Below are 16,538 nucleotides of genomic sequence, written 5' to 3' on the forward strand. Positions count from 1 at the left end.
TATATTTCCCCTAAAAATGATCAGCGACTACGGATTTCTTTCCCTCCTGCCCCCGGTGATTGCAATTGTGTTAGCTATTGCGACGCGGCAGGTCTATGTTTCCCTTCTGTTTGGGATCTGGTTAGGTTGGATGATCATAGATGATTTCAACCCCATACAGGGCAGCTTCGATACGGTGGAGGCGCTGGTCAATGTTTTTCAGGAGCCTGGGAATACCCGTACCATCATGTTTTGTGCGCTGGTTGGCGCACTGATTATTTTCATTCAGCGTTCGGGCGGGGTGGAAGGCTTCATTAAGCATGTCAACCGCCTGCTACATCACTACGAACAAAAGCAGAGCGGGAGTAACCGCATTATCGTGCAGCTGCTGGCCTGGCTGACCGGCTTGCTCATTTTTGTGGAATCCAGCATATCCGTGCTGACGGTGGGCGCTTTGTACCGCCCGGTATTTGACAAGCTGGGCATTTCCCGGGAAAAACTGGCCTATGTGGCGGATAGCAGTTCAGCACCTTCGAGTATCATTATCCCGTTCAATGGTTGGGGCGCGTTTATTATGTCGCTGCTGGTGGCAGAAGGTTTTACCGATCCTTTCGCTACGATGATCCGGGCAGTGGGGTATAATTTTTACCCCTTTCTGGCGCTCATTTTGGTGCTCATAATCGTGATTTCCGGAAAGGATTTCGGTCCGATGCGGGCAGCGGAACGCCGGGCGCGGGAGGAAGGCAAACTGCTCAATGATGGGGCTCAGCCTATGATTTCCGATGAACTCACAGACGTGGAGACTGTTCCGGGGGTGAAGCCCAAAGCCTACAATATGGTTCTGCCTATTCTGGTCATGGTGCTTATGATGCCCGTTATGCTTTCGGTGACCGGCTGGGCAGGTGCCATGGAGCGCATGCCTGAAGCCACCTTCTTCAAAAAAGTAACCTACGCCATTGGTCAGGGTTCTGGCTCTACTTCAGTGCTTATTGCCGTAATTGTCTCCACTCTTTTTGCAATGATCCTCTACCGGTTCCAGGGTATTATGAAGTGGAAGGAGATGATAGACCTGACGCTAAAGGGCATTTCCGGCATGATGCCGCTGGCGCTCCTCATGATGTTTGCCTTCGCCATAGGTGCGGTTTGTAAAGAGCTGGGCACGGGTCAGTACGTAGCAGATGTGGCCAAAGCCTGGCTCTCGCCGAATTTTGTGCCTTTTATCGTTTTTTTGGTGAGCTGTTTTATTGCCTTCTCCACGGGGACATCCTGGGGTACTTTTGCCATCATGATTTCCATTGCAGTGCCTATGGCTAAAGGTATGGGAGCGGATGTGTACATGACCATAGCCGCAGCTTTGGGTGGCGGTGTCTTTGGGGACCACTGCTCACCGATTTCCGATACGACCATACTTTCAAGCATGGCCTCTGCCACCGACCATATTGACCACGTCCGGACCCAATTGCCATATGCTCTGACAGCGGGGGGGATTGCTGCACTGTTTTACCTTATCATTGGGTTGGCCGGATAAAATGAGAACCATCCTACCGGCGTGCTGTTAGCTTTTGGCAATGCTATTGATATGCCAAATGACCCTTGGATCAAGACCGGACAGGACTGGTTTGAAAAGCAAGGCTGGAAAGCTTTCCCCTTTCAGCTGGAGGCTTGGCGTGCCTATCTGGGGGGCTACAGCGGGGTAGTCAATGCCCCTACCGGTAGCGGGAAGACCTATTCTATGGCTATTCCCATACTTCTGGAATGCTTGCGGGCTCAGTCTGAGCATCCACAGTATGGCGAGAAGGGTCTGCAAGCCATTTGGATTACCCCTATCCGCGCACTGACCAAGGAAATTCAATCGGCCATCAACCGGGCAGCTCAGGATTTGGGGCTGGACTGGGAAATTGCTGTGCGGAGCGGAGATACAAGTTCGAGCGCCCGGCAAAAGCAAAAGCGTAAGCCTCCACAGGTGCTTATCACCACTCCGGAGAGCTTGCACCTACTGCTGGCTAGTAAAGGCTACCCCAAGTTTTTCGGCAGCCTGCAAGCCGTGGTGGTCGACGAATGGCATGAGCTCATTGGCTCCAAACGTGGCGTGCAGATGGAGCTGGCCCTGTCCCGCTTCAAAGGCTTTCTGCCTGACCTGAAAGTCTGGGGTATTTCTGCTACAATTGGCAATATGGAAGAAGCGGTAGCCGCGCTGATGGGCAATACACCCCCTGAAAAATGCCGGGTCATCCGGGCAGATATTCCTAAGGTCATCGAAATTGAATCCGTGCTGCCGGATGAGGTGGACCGCTTTCCCTGGGCGGGGCATTTGGGCATTAAACTAGTGGAAAAGATCATTCCCATTATCAATGGCAGCCAAAGCACCCTGATTTTTACGAATACCCGGGCGCAGTGCGAGATTTGGTACCAAAAGCTACTCGATGTAGCGCCTGAGCTGGCCGGCGCCATCGCTATGCACCACGGATCCATCAGCCGGGAACTGCGGGACTGGGTGGAGGATGCGCTACACGAAGCCCGGTTGAAAGCAGTAGTCTGCACATCGAGCTTAGACCTGGGCGTAGATTTTCGCCCGGTGGAGACCATTATACAGATTGGTAGCCCCAAAGGCGTGGCACGGTTTATGCAGCGTGCCGGCCGAAGCGGGCATCAGCCGGGGGCGACTAGTAAAATTCACTTTGTACCCACACATGCCCTGGAGCTCATCGAAGCGGCTGCATTGCGCCGGGCCATCGCAAATGGAGAGCTGGAAAGCCGCCTGCCTTACATCCGTTCCTTTGATGTGCTGGTGCAGTACCTGGTGACACTGGCCGTTTCTGAAGGATTTCGCCCGGCGGAAATTTTACCGGAAGTCAGGGGCACTTTTGCTTACGCCAGCATTACCGATGAGGAGTGGGCCTGGTGCCTGGTCTACATCCGTTCGGGAGGTCAGGCCCTGCAAGCCTACGATGAGTACAATAAAGTGGAGGTTCAGGACGGGCTGTACAAGGTGGAAAGCCGCCGGGTCGCCATGCGCCATCGGCTGCAGATAGGCACCATCACCAGTGATGCTTCTCTGAAGGTGAAGTACGTGGGTGGTAAGTTTATTGGAACGATTGAAGAATGGTTTGTCACACAGCTCAAGCCGGGTGACAACTTTTGGTTTGCCGGGCGAAGTTTGGAATTGGTCAGGATCAAGGACATGATGGTGCAGGTCAAAAAGAGCCGCAAGAAGAAAGGAAAAATTCCAGCCTGGCTGGGCGGTAAACTGCCCCTGTCTTCCCAATTGTCAGCTTCTCTGCGCTTCAAAATGGCGCAGTTGAGCCGGGCAGAGCTCACCGATATTGAGTTGCAAAGCCTTACCCCACTCATTGAGACGCAGGCTTCTCGCTCCCGGGTGCCGAAAGAGGGGGAGTTGCTGATGGAGTCCTTTACCAGCCGGGAAGGGCACCACTTGTTGGTTTACCCCTATGAGGGGCGTTTTGTGCACGAGGGGATGGGGGCATTGATTGCCTACCGGATTTCACGTCTGAGGCCTATTAGCTTTTCCATTGCTATGAATGATTATGGGTTCGAGCTGTTGTCGGACACAGAAATACCGATTGAGGAGGCGCTTAACGCCGGATTGTTCAGCACTGCTAACCTGCGGGAAGACATACAAGCCAGCATTAACGCAGCGGAAATGGCGAAACGCCGGTTCCGTGATATTGCCAGTATTGCCGGGCTGGTTTTCAAAGGCTACCCGGGCAAACAAAAGAAAGAGCGGCATCTGCAGTCCAGCTCGCAGCTGTTTTTTGAGGTCTTCAACGACTACGAGCCGGAGAACTTACTGCTAATGCAGGCCTATGAGGAGGTCCTGGCGTTTCAGTTGGAAGAAGCCCGGTTGCGGGCGGCGCTTCATCGTATCAGTCAGCAGGAAATTGTGCTGACCCATCCGGGGCGTTTTACCCCGTTTGCCTTTCCTATTATCGTAGACCGGCTGAGGGAAAGGCTCAGTAGCGAGAAACTTGAGGACCGGATAAAGCGTATGAAATTGCAATTAGTGAAAGATTAAGACGTGCCGGCGTCAAAATTCAACCTTGAGGAGCGGCACAAAAATGATACCTTTCGGAAACTAGTGCGACTAGATCGACTTATTGGAAATATTTTCAGGCCTGAGCATTTTTTTGCACCTGGATTTTAAACTTTTTAATCAGCTGTTAATCAGTTTGATAGATTAGCCTACTAAATACAAACGACATGCAGGAAAGACTTCTACTCACTTGGATGCTGGTTCTGACCGGCGCTACGCTTCTTTTTTCACAAGACTACTCCAGCTGCGATGGCGAGCGCTACCGGCAGGATGTATTTGACGGGGTAACCGTGACAACGGGCGTTCAGTTTGGCTCCAACACCACGATAGGCGGCAACGTACAGGATTTATTTATGGACGTGTACGAGCCGGAAGGAGATACCGCATCTGTTCGTCCCACGGTGGTTATGGCCTTCGGAGGCGCATTTGTTTTTGGTCAGCGGGAAGACCTTGATGGATTATGCCGGTCGCTGGCTCGTAAAGGGTATGTCGCAGCTACGATTGACTACCGTCTCTTTGACGCCATTATTCCTGTGGATTCCAATCAAATGCACGATGTGGTGGTCAAGGCGATTGGGGATATGAAAGCGGCCATCCGGCACCTCCGGGAGGATGCGGCGACCTCGAATCAGTTCCGGGTGGACACCAATCTGATTTTTGCCGGTGGTATCTCTGCGGGGGCTATCACCGCTGCTCATGTTGCCCATTTGGACGAGACCGACGATATCCCAAACTACCTTCAGAACATCATTGCGAATAACGGGGGCATTGAAGGCAATAGCAGCGATAATTATCAGTATAGTTCTTCTGTAGCAGGATTGGTCAATTATTCCGGTGCCCTGAAGGATGCCAGCTTTATAGATGCGGATGACCCACCACAATTCAGCGTACACGATGAGGGCGATGGCATAGTAGTGTACGGGAATGGTCTGGTTTTCGCAGGCCCGATCGTACTGGTTTATTTGGAAGGCAGCTTCAGCATGGACCAACAGGCAGAAGCGGTGGGCGTGGAAAGCCGCCTGATTACTTATCCTGGCAATGGTCACGTCAGTTATTTTGGGGATAACGCTGACCAGTATGAGGCAGAGGTGGAAGCCGCAACAGCTATGTTTTTGGCTGATCAGATTTGTGGTGAAATCTCAGATGCAAAAACCCTGGAGCCCTCTTTTAGCGTCCGTGCTTTTCCCAATCCGCTCCCCGCGCAACAGCCACTCCGACTGATGGTGGAAGGGCATTCCGGGCCGGTGCAATTTCGGTTGTTTAGTATAAGTGGTGTGTCAGTAGCAGAGCAGGTTGTTACTGCAGGTACTACGGAATTGATCGATTTACCTGCATTACCAGGAGGCATATATGTAATTGAGCTGCGCCCTTCTGATAACAAAGGCGCTGCGGTAAGGCAACGTATTGTGATTCAGTAAGCCACGATGAACAACGAGCTGAGCCAAATCAAGGGGATCCAATTGCATGAAATAAAGGGGCAGCACTTCTGGCTGCACCCTTTTCGTGCGTTGTACTGGGAAGAGGAAACCGCTCTGTTGATCGCTGACCTGCACCTGGGCAAAGCGCAGCACTTCAGGAAAGCGGGGATTGCCGTTCCGGAATCAGTAGGGCAGGAAAATTGGGACCGGCTCATCAGTTTATTGTGGGATTTTCAGCCAGATAGAATTCTGTTTTTGGGTGATCTTTTTCACAGTGACTACAATTCGGATTGGGAAGAGTTGGTAGCCATGGCTCATCAGTTTGATCATATTAGTTTTGAGCTGGTCGTTGGCAATCATGACATCCTTACCCCAGAATCCTATCAGGCGGCGCGCCTGAAAGTGCATGAGGAGCCTTATGCGGTGGGGCCCTTTCTACTGTCGCACCACCCTATGGAAGAGGTGCCGGAAGGCTACTGCAACCTTGCAGGGCATATACATCCGGGAGTTGTATTAGAAGGTATGGGGCGGCAACGTATGAGGTTGCCCTGTTTTTGGTTTGGTGCGCAACAGGTGTTGCTGCCAGCCTTTGGCGCGTTTACCGGTACAGCAGTGATCAAGCCTAAGGTTGGTGACCAAGTATATGTATTGGCAGAGGAGCGTGTAGTCCAGGTGTTTTAATTGTTTAATTTATTGTTAATTGCGTCCCTTAGTTTGGCAGCACTTTCGTAGTCTTCCCGTTCGAGGGCTCGTTCAAGAAAAGTTTCTAGTTCCTTCCTGGGATACTCATGCAGGGGCTTGTCGGGGTCGGGTTGAGCAGGAGCGGATTTCGGCTCTGGGGCATCACCTTCGTAAATGATTTCGGTATCCTCTGCTGGCAAGGCGGCTTCAGAAAGTACAGGCTCATAGGTGTATATCGGACAATCGAAGCGGACAGCCATGGCGATGGCATCGGAAGAACGTGCATCAATGGAAAATTGCTTACGGGAGGCATCTTCGCACTGAAGCCTTGCGTGGAACACGCCCTCTTCTATCCGGTCAATGACCACCTCTTTGATTGCTCCCTGGAAAGCGGCAATGGTGTTTTTCAGGAGGTCGTGCGTCATCGGCCGGCCTACACTGATGCCTTCCAGCCCTATGGCGATAGCCTGAGCCTCATAAGGGCCGATAACGATAGGGAGCCGCCGGGATTCTCTGCTATCTTCCAGAATGATGATGAAGTGCTCAGGGGTAGAGTCACTTTTTGCCTGACCTAATATTCGGAGTGGTATTTTATCCATGGGTATGCGCTTTTCTGATGTAGTACTTATCTATACAGTCAGGGCGGCGGTTTGTTGCACATTCGGTCAATTAGTAGGTTTAACACTCCGGCACTTTGATCGAAATATTCACGGCCAGTCCGCCCTGTGACGTTTCCTTATACTTGTGGTTCATATCCTGAGCGGTCTCCCACATTGTTTTGATGCATTCATCAAGGTGGACTTTGGCTTTTTCCGGGTCGCTTTCAAGAGCAATATTTGCGGCAGTGATTGCCTTGATAGCTCCCATACTGTTGCGCTCTATGCATGGGATTTGCACGAGCCCGCCGATAGGGTCGCAGGTGAGGCCGAGGTGGTGTTCCATAGCGATTTCTGCGGCCATCAGGGCCTGAGCTACGGTGCCGCCTAGCCCTTCTGTCAGCGCTGCTGCCGCCATTGCGGAAGACACTCCGATTTCAGCCTGGCAACCGCCCATGGCTGCCGAAATGGTTGCTCCTTTTTTGAATAGGCTGCCAATCTCTCCGGCCACGAGCAGAAAGCGGACGATATCTTCATCGGTCACGTTCTCCTTTTCAGAAAAGCAAACGTAGTACATGAGTACTGCCGGGATAACCCCTGCGGCACCGTTAGTAGGCGCGGTGACGATGCGGCTGAAGCTGGCGTTTTCTTCATTGACTGCCATGGCAAAACAGCCTATCCATTTTAGGATTTTGGAGAACTTAAAATCACACTGTATCAGGCATTTCAGCCACTCATCAGCGTTGCTGTATTCGCAGGGGAGAACCAGTTTCTGAAAAAGGGCGGGCGCGCGCCGGGTTACTTCGAGTCCGCCGGGCAGTATCCCTTCTTCATGGCACCCCCGATAAACGCAATTGCGCATGACGCCCCATATTTTCAACAGTTCTGCCTTGATTTGCGCCTCCTCCCTCCAGGTCTTTTCGTTCTCAAGGACAACCTGCCAGATACCCACGTCATGACTTACGCAATACCGGCTTAGCTCCCGTGCGGAATTTATAGGGTGGGGCAGTTTGACAGTATCGGCTTCTATCGTTTCACCTGCTTTAACCACAAAGCCGCCACCCACAGAGAAATAGGTCTCCTCAAGGGTGATCTCGTCCTGCTCTGAGAAGGCAATGAGGGTCATACCGTTGGCGTGTTCCGTCAGGCGTTCTGAATAATGGAAGATGATATGCTGGTCGGGATTAAAGGCAATGAGGTGCTGCCCATCTAAGTAAAGCAGGTGTTCGGCATGAATACGGTTCGGTTCAGATTTGACTTCAGGGATGGGGATGGTGACGGGGTCTTTTCCACTAAGGCCCAACATGACGGCAATATCTGTGCCATGCCCCCGGCCTGTAAGTGCCAGAGAGCCGTAAAGGTGACATTCTACTTTGGCGGTACGGGGTAATAGATTTTGCTGATGTAGAGACTTGCAAAAGCGCTCCGCTGCGCGCCAGGGCCCCAAAGTGTGCGAGCTGGATGGGCCCACCCCTATTTTAAGCATATCAAATACGCTGATTGCTTCCATGGTTTTGGTTTGGTTAGGTCGCTTGCTTTGTATCTTGTGGTAACAAGCTTAGTTCATTTGCGGAAGCAAAAGTCGGTTAATTCCGGAACATCCGAAAGTAAAAGCGTAGTGATTATTCTAAACACGATAATAATGGCCGGGTTAGCCTTCAGTTTAGTCCAGGCTGCGTAGTATGGCTTCAACTTCTTCTGGCGTAATTTCCAGGAAATCGGCCGTTTCCTCTATAGTGTAACCTTTGGCGATCAGTTTTGGGGCCAAGGTTTTTTGTAGCTCCACACGCCCTTCTTCACGCCCTTCTTCACGCCCTTCTTCACGCCCTTCTTCACGCCCTTCTTCACGCCCTTCTTCACGCCCTTCTTCACGCCCTTCCACGCGCCCTTCCACGCGTCCTTCCACGCGTCCTTCCACGCGTCCTTCCACGCGTCCTTCCACGCGTCCTTCCTGCAGGCCCTCTTCCTTATACTGCCGGGCCAGCTCAGTTAATATGCGCTCACGGATGCCGAAGGGCTCTTTTTTGCCTTCGACTAAATCGATGAGGTAATCCAATTGCAGTTCTGTTTCCATATGCTCAAAGCTTAGGTAAAACTTAATGAAGTCCATGACACGGGAAACTTTTTGCCGGTTGTGCCCTGCCTTCAATAATCTTTTAATTAACGTTAGTTTCAATTCCAAGAGTTCCTGGTCCGGGCGTTTTTGGAAACTCTCCCAGGCCAGTTCCAGAGCAATTGAAAAAGGGTTGTCTGGTACTTTCTGAAAATCAGCTGCCGTACAATTCCTTAATTTAAAGGTATCAAATTCATATTGCAAGTGCGTCTTCAAAAAATGATATTCGAATGTCTTGGGGTGATAAGATTTCTGCTCATCTGTAAGTATAGCAATCGCATGCACCGGCACCTGATACCGGTCGTAAATACGGTAGAAGTAAGTGAACATCCGCTTAGCAAAATCTTCATCCTTATAGCCCTGCACTTCAATATGTATGAGTACCCACTCCTCCTGCCCATCAGCGGTGAAGATTTTAGCCAGCTTGTCTGCTATGCGGTCTTTCTCCTGAGCTTCCGGAAACAGGGCTTCCAGCTCCTTATCTAAAAAGGCTACACCACGGGAAAAGTCGAAATCATCGACTGCGTCCGGGTAAAAGAAGGCAAAGAAATCCTCAAAACAGTCTTCGAGAATTCCCTTCCAAAGGATATCTTTTCTGATCTTTCGGGGCATCGCGTTAGTGATTGTACCCCAAAAATAAGACAAAAACCGCACTAATGCAATAAATAAATTCAAACAAATAAGCTTATGAGGCTCCACATTCACACCTTCCAGCTGCCGCTCAAACACACCTTTTCCATTGCCCATGGCTCACGCGATGCAACGCCCAGCCTGATCGTTGAGCTTTCGGAAGGCATTCATTCCGGTTTTGGGGAGGCTACTGAGATCCGCTACTACGGAGTTGCGCTGAGCGAGATGGCCGAACGCCTGGAAGCACTGCGCCCGGTCGTTGAAGCCCTCCCCCTGAAGTCGCCCGAAATCCTTTGGGATCAATTGCAGCCTCACCTGGAAGATGCCCCCTTTCTGCTTTGTGCTTTGGACGAAGCCCTCCACGATTTGTTTGGCAAAGTGCACGGCGCTCCGGTGTACGAACTTTGGGGAATGGAGCGAGCCACTACACCACGTTCCAACTACACCATCGGCATAGCGAGTGTGGAGGAAATGGCGGCTAAAATGGCTGAACAGCCCTGGCCGCTTTACAAAATCAAACTGGGCACCGGCCATGACCTTAAAATTATAGCGGCGCTCCGGGCCAAAACGGATGCCGTGTTCCGCATTGATGCCAATACGGCCTGGACGGCTGACCAAACCATTGCCTACGCGCCCCGCCTGAAGGAACTGGGCGTGGAATTTATCGAACAGCCGCTCAAAGCCGATGACTGGGAGGGCATGAAGCGGGTGTATGCCGAATCTGTCCTCCCGGTGATCGCCGATGAAAGCTGCCACGGTGAAGCAGACGTGGCCCGCTGCTATGGCTTCTTCCACGGGGTCAACATCAAACTGATGAAGTGCGGAGGGCTTACCCCGGCACGCCGCATGGCAGAGCATGCCCGCAGCCTTGGGCTAAAGGTAATGGTGGGCTGTATGACGGAATCTTCGGTGGGCATTTCTGCGATTGCTCAGCTACTCCCTCTGCTTGATTACGTGGATATGGACGGGGCACTTTTGTTAAAAGAAGACCCGGCTGTCGGAGTAGAAGTAAGGCCGGATGGTGTTGTATTTCCTAACCGGAATGGTACGGGAGCGGCTTTGCGGCAATCCTGAAGCTTAAAAACCAACTTTAGTATGAAAAAGATTTTTCTTTTTGCCTTACTGCTGTTTGGGCGGTATGGCTTTTCCCAATCGAACAGTGCATTACTGCAAAAGATCCTGCGGAATTCCGGGGACAGCACTTTGCAGGCGGTAATGGCGGCTCCGGAAAAGTTTCAGCTACAGCTGATTTACACCCAAATTAACCGGAATGAAGACAATCAGCCTGCCTTTACCACCCACTACCTGGGCGTAGATTCCAATCTGTATTTTTATCCGGCAAGTACCGTGAAAATGCCTGTCGCCTTTTTGGCGCTTGAGAAACTCAATGAACTGCGCATTCAGGGGCTTGATGCTGAGACGCCTATGTTTACCGGCAAAGGGCAGACACCACAAACGGCCGTGCGTGCAGATACCTCAGCAGCGCAAGGGCTGCCCTCGGTTGCGCATTACATAAAAAAGATTTTCCTGGTCAGCGACAACGATGCCTACAACCGCCTTTATGAATTCCTGGGGCAGGCTTATCTGAACGAAAAGCTGCAGGAAAAAGGCTACACCCGTTCCCGCATCATCCACCGGCTTTCCGCACCGGGCTATGATGCCGAGTCCAACCGGTACACCAATCCGGTAACGTTTACGGGTTCTGGCAACAGGCTGTTGTACCATCAGGGCGAAGTGTACAGTGCTTTTGAAAGCCCCTTGCATCTAAAGCAAGAAGTACGCGGCCTGGGCTATATGGACGGGGAGGGGCAAATTGTACCTGCTCCCTTCGACTTTAGAGATAAAAACCATGTCGGGTTGCAGGAACTGCACGATATGCTGCAGGCCGTGCTTTTTCCGGATGCGGTGCCCGTCCATCGCCGGTTCAACCTTACCCCGGCTGATTATCAATTTTTACGAAAGTACATGAGCATGCTGCCGAGGGAAAGCAACTACCCTGCGTATCCGCAGTATGCCGATTGGGACAGCTATGTCAAATTCTTCCTGTTTGGCGATTCCAAAGCGGCTATACCAGGTCATATCCGTATTTTCAATAAGGTGGGCGATGCCTATGGCTTTCTTACTGATGTGGCTTACGTAGTGGATGATGAAAACAAGGTGGAGTTCATGGTTGCTGCCAATATTCACGTCAACGCCAATCAGGTTTACAACGAAGGGGTGTACGAGTACGATACAATTGGTTTCCCGGTGCTGGCACAAATTGGGCGCATCCTTTATCAGTACGAATTGGAGCGCGAGCGGCAGTATGAGCCTATATTCCCGGAAAGGTAGGGGCACTCTGTCAGCAAGTTGACCGATAGAAGGGCTGGAAATTGTTACTTTCGTTTAAAATTACAAATGGTATGAAAATCAAGCTACTGTCTTTAGCCCTGTTATTGGGTATATCTTCCTTGTCTGCACAGGAAGAAGCTAACCTGCTGGGTACCTGGAGCGATCCCAATCTGGTTGGGTCAGCCTTTTACAACAACATCTACAATGAAATCTGGGGCCTTGCTGTCAACGGGCACGAATACGCTGTCCTTGGGTCTACCGCAGGGACGCACTTCATAGATGTAACGGACCCCACGCAGCCCTTTGAAGCGCACTTTGTGGCGGGCGCTGCGCAGGGACCGGTTATCATCCACCGCGATTATCATGATTACAACGGTTACCTGTATGCGGTATGCGACGAAGGGCAAAGCAGTCTGCAAATTATGGACATCACTCAGCTGCCGGACACCGTAATCGTTGCCTATGATGCGCCGACCCGTATCCAAACGGCACACAACATCTTCATTGATACAACCCATGCCAAATTGTACGGATTCGCCCTGACCGGCGGGCCGCAAAATTATTCTGCATTACGGGTATACGACATTTCTGACCCGCTCAACCTCGATTACATCGGTGAGTACAACAACTTCGGCGGGCTGAATGTCGGGCATATTCACGATGGGTACGTGCGTGACGGCATAGCTTTTCTGAACGCAGGCGGATCCGGATTTGCCATGGTCGACTTTTCGGACCCTTTCAACCCGGAAACCATAAGCACCATCACCGACTATCCATTCCGGGGCTACAACCACTCCGGCTGGCTGACGGATGACGGGCAGTACTACTATATGGCGGATGAAAACCACGGCTACGATATCAAAGCCATTGACGTGAGTGACCCCTGTGAACCTGAAATCACCGGGACCTTTGATGCCGAAACTAATAACCCGACGAGCATTACCCACAATCAGATTGTGGCCTGCGACTATCTGTATGTGTCTTATTACTACGATGGCATTGTGGTGTACGATATTTCAGACCCTGCCAACCCGGAGAAAGTGCTGTACTACGATACCTCTAATGAACCCAATGGCACAAGCTACAAAGGCGCCTGGGGTATCTACCCGCTCCTGCCTTCCGGCAATATCCTGGTCTCCGACATGCAGGAGGGGCTGTTTATTTTTGAAGGCATGGGCGACAACTGCGCTGCCAATCAGCAATTAGAGCCCGTCAACCTCGACTGCCTCAATCCGGTAAGTGTGGCGGAATGGGTGGAAGGCGCGCAGGTGTCTGTGTTTCCGCAGCCTGCCCAAAGCACAATTGGTGTGTCTGTGGAATTGCCCGAGGCCGTGGCACCGGCTCATTTTTCACTTTGGAATCTCAATGGGCAGCAGGTTGCTGATTTTGGGACCCACGCGCTAAGCAAAGGGCGTCAGCAGCTGGAATTCAGCCGCCCTGGTAGTCTGCCCGGCGGGCTCTATGCCTTGCGCATCACCGGAGAGCATGGTGCACATACCCTGAAGGTATTGCTACAGTAAAATCAGGAGGGCGGGGGCACAACCCCTCCGCCTCTTCCCTTGTAAAGCTCAACAAAATGTTAAGCGTTGGCTTCCGGTGCATAGATACTGCGCTACATGCGTTTTCTTCCTATCTTTGCCGCCTCAAAAGAACTGCATGAAGCCGATTCTGACCTTATTGCCCCTGATTGCTGCGCTGCTTGCCCTGCCAGAGATGGCCTCGGCACAGTTCCCCGGTGCGAACCGGCAGCAGCAGCAAGGACAGCAGCAGGGGCTCGATCAGTTGGATGTCCTCCTCGACACCTTTGATGTGTTCTACTTTTATGCAGACAATCCCAATCTGGAAATCCCTTTTTCGGACACGACCCTCGATGATTTCTTCCGGCAGTATGACCCCACCCGCCGACGCCGGCTCGATTACCGGCAGCTGGGTATTCTGGGGTCGGCCCATGAGCCTATCGTTTTTGAGGTGCCCGAACGCCGTGGCTTTGATATCGGGCAGCATCAGTACGATCTGTACATGACTAATGGCGATCAGCTGAAATACTATCGGCTGGAAAAGCCGGTTTCTATTTTCGCCCACACCATAGGCTCCGAGCAGGCAGATAGCTACACCAAGGCCGACTTCTCCCGCAACTTTGCCAACGGGCTCAACTATACGCTGGACTACGACCGTATTACGCAGTTTGGAGAGAACACGCAGTACCCCAATCAGAACGTACGGAATACCACCTTCAACAACGGGCTTTGGTTTCAGCACCCCAATAACCGCTATGAGGCATTTTTCAGCGTAGCCGCCAATACCATTCAAATGGAAGATAACGGCGGGGTGTGGGAAGAGCCTGCTTTGGGCGGTGAATTCAGCAGCCCAAGCGCTGCCGAAGTGCTTCTGGGCGATGCCCGCACCCGTCACTCGCACCGCGAAGTGTCCTACACGCATTACTACCGCTTCGGTGGGGGGCAGGATTCCATCAAAGGGACGCGCCGGGCTTACACGATTGCACACAAGGCCCGGTTCCAAAACAGCCTGTACAAATATGCCGATGCTTATAATCCCGCAGTGGATAGTTTCTACAACCGCTTTCCGACCTTTCTGATCGACCCGCGGGGCGCCCGGTTTTACCTGCGCCACCGGCAGTACGAGAATGAGTTCAAACTGGCGACCTTTAAGCTGAGGGGGGAGGGCAGAGACGAGGCCGTGCAGCAACGTGACTTGCTGGAAGTGGGTGCTGTGCATACCCTGCATCAGCTGGTGCAGACCAATGGGGATTCCACCCTGAATAACCTCTTTCTGACGGGGCGCTACCGCCTCAACCCAAGTGAGCGCCTGCTGATCGATTTGCGGGGGCACCTGGGCCTGCTGGCGAATGCCGGGGACTACCGGGTAAGCGGCGACTTGTTCTTTGATTTCAAAAAGCTTGGTCAGCTGGAGCTCAGGGGCGTTAGTCAGTTGTACAGCCCCACCCTTATGCAGCACCGCATGTACCTTTCTGAGCGGCAGCTTTACCGCAATAACTTTGATAAAACCCTGTCGACTACCCTGCAGGGCAAGTATATTTTGCCGGGCATTCAGTTTAGTGCCGAGGCGCGCTATCACCTGCTCAACAACTTCATTTACTTTGGCACCGACGGGCTACCCCAACAGACCGGTGTGCCCATCAGCATCGGGCAGTTGATCGTCGAGAAAAACTTCAACCTGTTTTGGAACCTGCACTTCGATAACCTGTTCGCCCTTCAGCAGTCTTCACAGGAGGTCCTGCGCCTACCCACCTTCTTTGGAAAGCATAGCTTTTACTATGCCGGTAAGTGGTTCCGGGTCCTGGATGTCAAGCTGGGCGTGGACCTGCGCTATAATGAAGCCTTCCGCGCCAATTACTACAACCCTATCACCGGGCAGTTTCAGCTGCAGGACGAGCAGACCATCCCTTTCTACCCCGCAGCGGATGCGTTCTTCCTGATGAAAGTCACCCGGTTCCGGGCCTTTTTCAAATGGGAAAACGGCACGGCTGCTTTTTTGGATGATTATTTCTACCAAACGGCCCTGTACCCTTACCACCGGGCGGTCTTCCGGATTGGGATCAACTGGCGGTTTTTGGACTAAAAAAGAGCACCGCCTGGTCCCCCCGGCGGCGCTCCTAAGACATCTACCTATTCTTCACTTTCTTTATACCTGCCCCATTCAAAACGTTACAAAAAATGATCACTATTTACTATCCGGAGTACGATAAGGAAGTGGAAAGCTGGGAAAGCCAGCTCCGGGAGATGGTCGTCGCCTACCGCTTGCAAGCTTCGCCTGAGCTTGTGGAACCGGAACTAAGGGAGCAGGACAAAGTGATCGCCGGTACAGATGCAATTGCCGCTTACCTGAAAAAACTGCGGCAAGATGTGGACGACTGGCGTGCGCCGGGTTGTGGGGTGTGAATAGTTCTGACTTTGGCCTGTTTGTGCCATACCAACTCAGGCGGCGATTATGGAATCGCGGCCTGAGCATGCAAATGGGAACTTGCCTCACTCCACTTTCAAGAACTGCTCCGCTGCTCTGAGCTGCCCGCCTTCCAGGTACTGCACCACATACGCCCCCGCCGCCCAATCCTGCACGGGCACTACCACCGTGCCCAGGGCCTCCCGTGCCGGTATGCTTTGCAAAAGCCGGCCCTGCATATCGAGGATGCGGAAAGCCCCATCGGGGGCAGGGCGGGCACCGCGCAGCTCAAAGTTGATAAAATCGCGGGCAGGGTTTGGGAAGAGGGCGAGCTGTGGCGGTGTGCCGGGCTCCGGCGCGGTGCTGTTGGGCAGGTGGCAGCCGGGCACGAGGCAGCCGTGCTCATCGAGCTTGAGGAGCCAGCCGTAGCGCAGGGGGTGGACGCCCCCGTCATCGGGCGGGTCGATTGCGCCGCAGACGATGTAGCCGCCGTCGGGGGTGGCTTTGAGGTCCATGGGCTCGGGCATGCCAGGCTCTTCGTTGATAAGGGTAAAGTGCCGTGCCCAGAGGCTATCGCCTGCATTGGATACCTTCATGACCCACATGCCATTAAGAGGTTCTTCTGCGGACTCGAAGTCGGCAATCCGGCTGACACCAAGGTAGCCGCTGCTGTCCGTGGCCTGAGCGATTTTCACAATAGCGTAAATGGGCCCCATAGTCCGGCCCCTAAACTCCCGAACCCACTCCATCTGCCTATCGGCATTGAGCTTGAAGAAGCAGGGGTTCCAGTCTACGCGTCCGCTGCTGCTGTTGATGGC

General features: G+C 52.6%; 13 protein-coding genes. 9 read left to right on the forward strand and 4 right to left on the reverse strand.

Features of this window, described 5'->3' with window-relative positions; all coding sequences use genetic code 11:
• Positions 1–16 precede the first annotated feature (16 nt).
• The 4 genes from IX84_RS10405 (at position 17) to pdeM (ending at position 6,129) form a co-directional block, all read left to right on the forward strand.
• Entirely contained in the window at positions 17–1,507 is a 1,491-nt protein-coding gene (locus IX84_RS10405; RefSeq protein ID WP_044219705.1) for a Na+/H+ antiporter NhaC family protein, read from the forward strand.
• A gap of 51 nt (positions 1,508–1,558) precedes the next feature.
• Positions 1,559–4,012 (forward strand): ligase-associated DNA damage response DEXH box helicase, encoded by a 2,454-nt coding sequence (locus IX84_RS10410; RefSeq protein WP_044219831.1) that lies wholly within the window; start codon positions 1,559–1,561, stop codon positions 4,010–4,012.
• A 185-nt stretch (positions 4,013–4,197) separates the two neighbouring features.
• Positions 4,198–5,448, forward strand: coding sequence for an alpha/beta hydrolase (locus IX84_RS10415; protein ID WP_044219707.1), 1,251 nt, complete (start codon positions 4,198–4,200; stop codon positions 5,446–5,448).
• A gap of 6 nt (positions 5,449–5,454) precedes the next feature.
• Complete coding sequence (gene pdeM, locus IX84_RS10420) at positions 5,455–6,129, forward strand: ligase-associated DNA damage response endonuclease PdeM (protein WP_044219709.1); 675 nt, start codon at positions 5,455–5,457, stop codon at positions 6,127–6,129.
• On the opposite strand, the gene IX84_RS10425 is transcribed toward pdeM, so the two are convergent.
• From IX84_RS10425 to IX84_RS33845, 3 genes are all read right to left on the reverse strand, one after another.
• The gene (locus IX84_RS10425; protein ID WP_044219712.1) at positions 6,126–6,728 is read right to left on the reverse strand and encodes a bifunctional nuclease family protein; all 603 of its coding nucleotides are present in this window, start codon (positions 6,726–6,728) and stop codon (positions 6,126–6,128) included. The two genes, pdeM and IX84_RS10425, sit on opposite strands and share 4 nt — an antisense overlap.
• 79 nt (positions 6,729–6,807) lie before the next feature.
• Positions 6,808–8,235, reverse strand: a complete 1,428-nt coding sequence (locus tag IX84_RS10430; RefSeq protein ID WP_044219714.1) for an L-serine ammonia-lyase — start codon at positions 8,233–8,235, stop codon at positions 6,808–6,810.
• A 153-nt stretch (positions 8,236–8,388) separates the two neighbouring features.
• Positions 8,389–9,450, reverse strand: a complete 1,062-nt coding sequence (locus IX84_RS33845) for an RpnC/YadD family protein (RefSeq protein WP_052515928.1) — start codon at positions 9,448–9,450, stop codon at positions 8,389–8,391.
• 75 nt (positions 9,451–9,525) lie between these two features.
• Between IX84_RS33845 and IX84_RS10445 the strand changes: the two genes are divergently transcribed.
• The 5 genes from IX84_RS10445 (at position 9,526) to IX84_RS10465 (ending at position 15,719) form a co-directional block, all read left to right on the forward strand.
• The gene (locus tag IX84_RS10445; protein ID WP_044219717.1) at positions 9,526–10,542 is read left to right on the forward strand and encodes a dipeptide epimerase; all 1,017 of its coding nucleotides are present in this window, start codon (positions 9,526–9,528) and stop codon (positions 10,540–10,542) included.
• A 21-nt stretch (positions 10,543–10,563) separates the two neighbouring features.
• On the forward strand, positions 10,564–11,799 hold the full coding sequence (locus IX84_RS10450; protein ID WP_044219718.1) for a serine hydrolase: 1,236 nt from the start codon (positions 10,564–10,566) through the stop codon (positions 11,797–11,799).
• A gap of 71 nt (positions 11,800–11,870) precedes the next feature.
• Complete coding sequence (locus tag IX84_RS10455) at positions 11,871–13,319, forward strand: choice-of-anchor B family protein (RefSeq protein WP_044219721.1); 1,449 nt, start codon at positions 11,871–11,873, stop codon at positions 13,317–13,319.
• A gap of 136 nt (positions 13,320–13,455) precedes the next feature.
• Positions 13,456–15,399, forward strand: coding sequence for a putative porin (locus IX84_RS10460; protein WP_044219724.1), 1,944 nt, complete (start codon positions 13,456–13,458; stop codon positions 15,397–15,399).
• Positions 15,400–15,494: 95 nt separating this feature from the next.
• Positions 15,495–15,719 carry a hypothetical protein gene (locus IX84_RS10465; protein WP_044219727.1) on the forward strand — a complete coding sequence of 75 codons (225 nt, stop codon included), beginning with the start codon at positions 15,495–15,497 and terminating at the stop codon, positions 15,717–15,719.
• Between the two features lie 87 nt (positions 15,720–15,806).
• Here IX84_RS10465 and IX84_RS10470 read toward each other — a convergent pair.
• On the reverse strand, positions 15,807–16,538 hold a 732-nt coding region (locus IX84_RS10470), incomplete at its 5' end, for a T9SS type A sorting domain-containing protein (protein WP_044219729.1).

Origin of the sequence: Phaeodactylibacter xiamenensis (genome assembly GCF_000759025.1) — a bacterium.
Classification (GTDB): domain Bacteria; phylum Bacteroidota; class Bacteroidia; order Chitinophagales; family Saprospiraceae; genus Phaeodactylibacter; species Phaeodactylibacter xiamenensis.

What these genes read in the sequence shown, in the direction of transcription:
- IX84_RS10415 (WP_044219707.1), top strand. Translation starts at nt 4,198, where the DNA reads ATGCAGGAAAGACTTCTACTCACTTGGATGCTGGTTCTGACCGGCGCT.
- pdeM (WP_044219709.1), top strand. Translation starts at nt 5,455, where the DNA reads ATGAACAACGAGCTGAGCCAAATCAAGGGGATCCAATTGCATGAAATA.
- IX84_RS10430 (WP_044219714.1), bottom strand. Translation starts at nt 8,235, where the DNA reads ATGGAAGCAATCAGCGTATTTGATATGCTTAAAATAGGGGTGGGCCCA.
- IX84_RS10425 (WP_044219712.1), bottom strand. Translation starts at nt 6,728, where the DNA reads ATGGATAAAATACCACTCCGAATATTAGGTCAGGCAAAAAGTGACTCT.
- IX84_RS10465 (WP_044219727.1), top strand. Translation starts at nt 15,495, where the DNA reads ATGATCACTATTTACTATCCGGAGTACGATAAGGAAGTGGAAAGCTGG.
- IX84_RS10405 (WP_044219705.1), top strand. Translation starts at nt 17, where the DNA reads ATGATCAGCGACTACGGATTTCTTTCCCTCCTGCCCCCGGTGATTGCA.
- IX84_RS10450 (WP_044219718.1), top strand. Translation starts at nt 10,564, where the DNA reads ATGAAAAAGATTTTTCTTTTTGCCTTACTGCTGTTTGGGCGGTATGGC.
- IX84_RS10455 (WP_044219721.1), top strand. Translation starts at nt 11,871, where the DNA reads ATGAAAATCAAGCTACTGTCTTTAGCCCTGTTATTGGGTATATCTTCC.
- IX84_RS10460 (WP_044219724.1), top strand. Translation starts at nt 13,456, where the DNA reads ATGAAGCCGATTCTGACCTTATTGCCCCTGATTGCTGCGCTGCTTGCC.
- IX84_RS10410 (WP_044219831.1), top strand. Translation starts at nt 1,559, where the DNA reads ATGCCAAATGACCCTTGGATCAAGACCGGACAGGACTGGTTTGAAAAG.
- IX84_RS33845 (WP_052515928.1), bottom strand. Translation starts at nt 9,450, where the DNA reads ATGCCCCGAAAGATCAGAAAAGATATCCTTTGGAAGGGAATTCTCGAA.
- IX84_RS10445 (WP_044219717.1), top strand. Translation starts at nt 9,526, where the DNA reads ATGAGGCTCCACATTCACACCTTCCAGCTGCCGCTCAAACACACCTTT.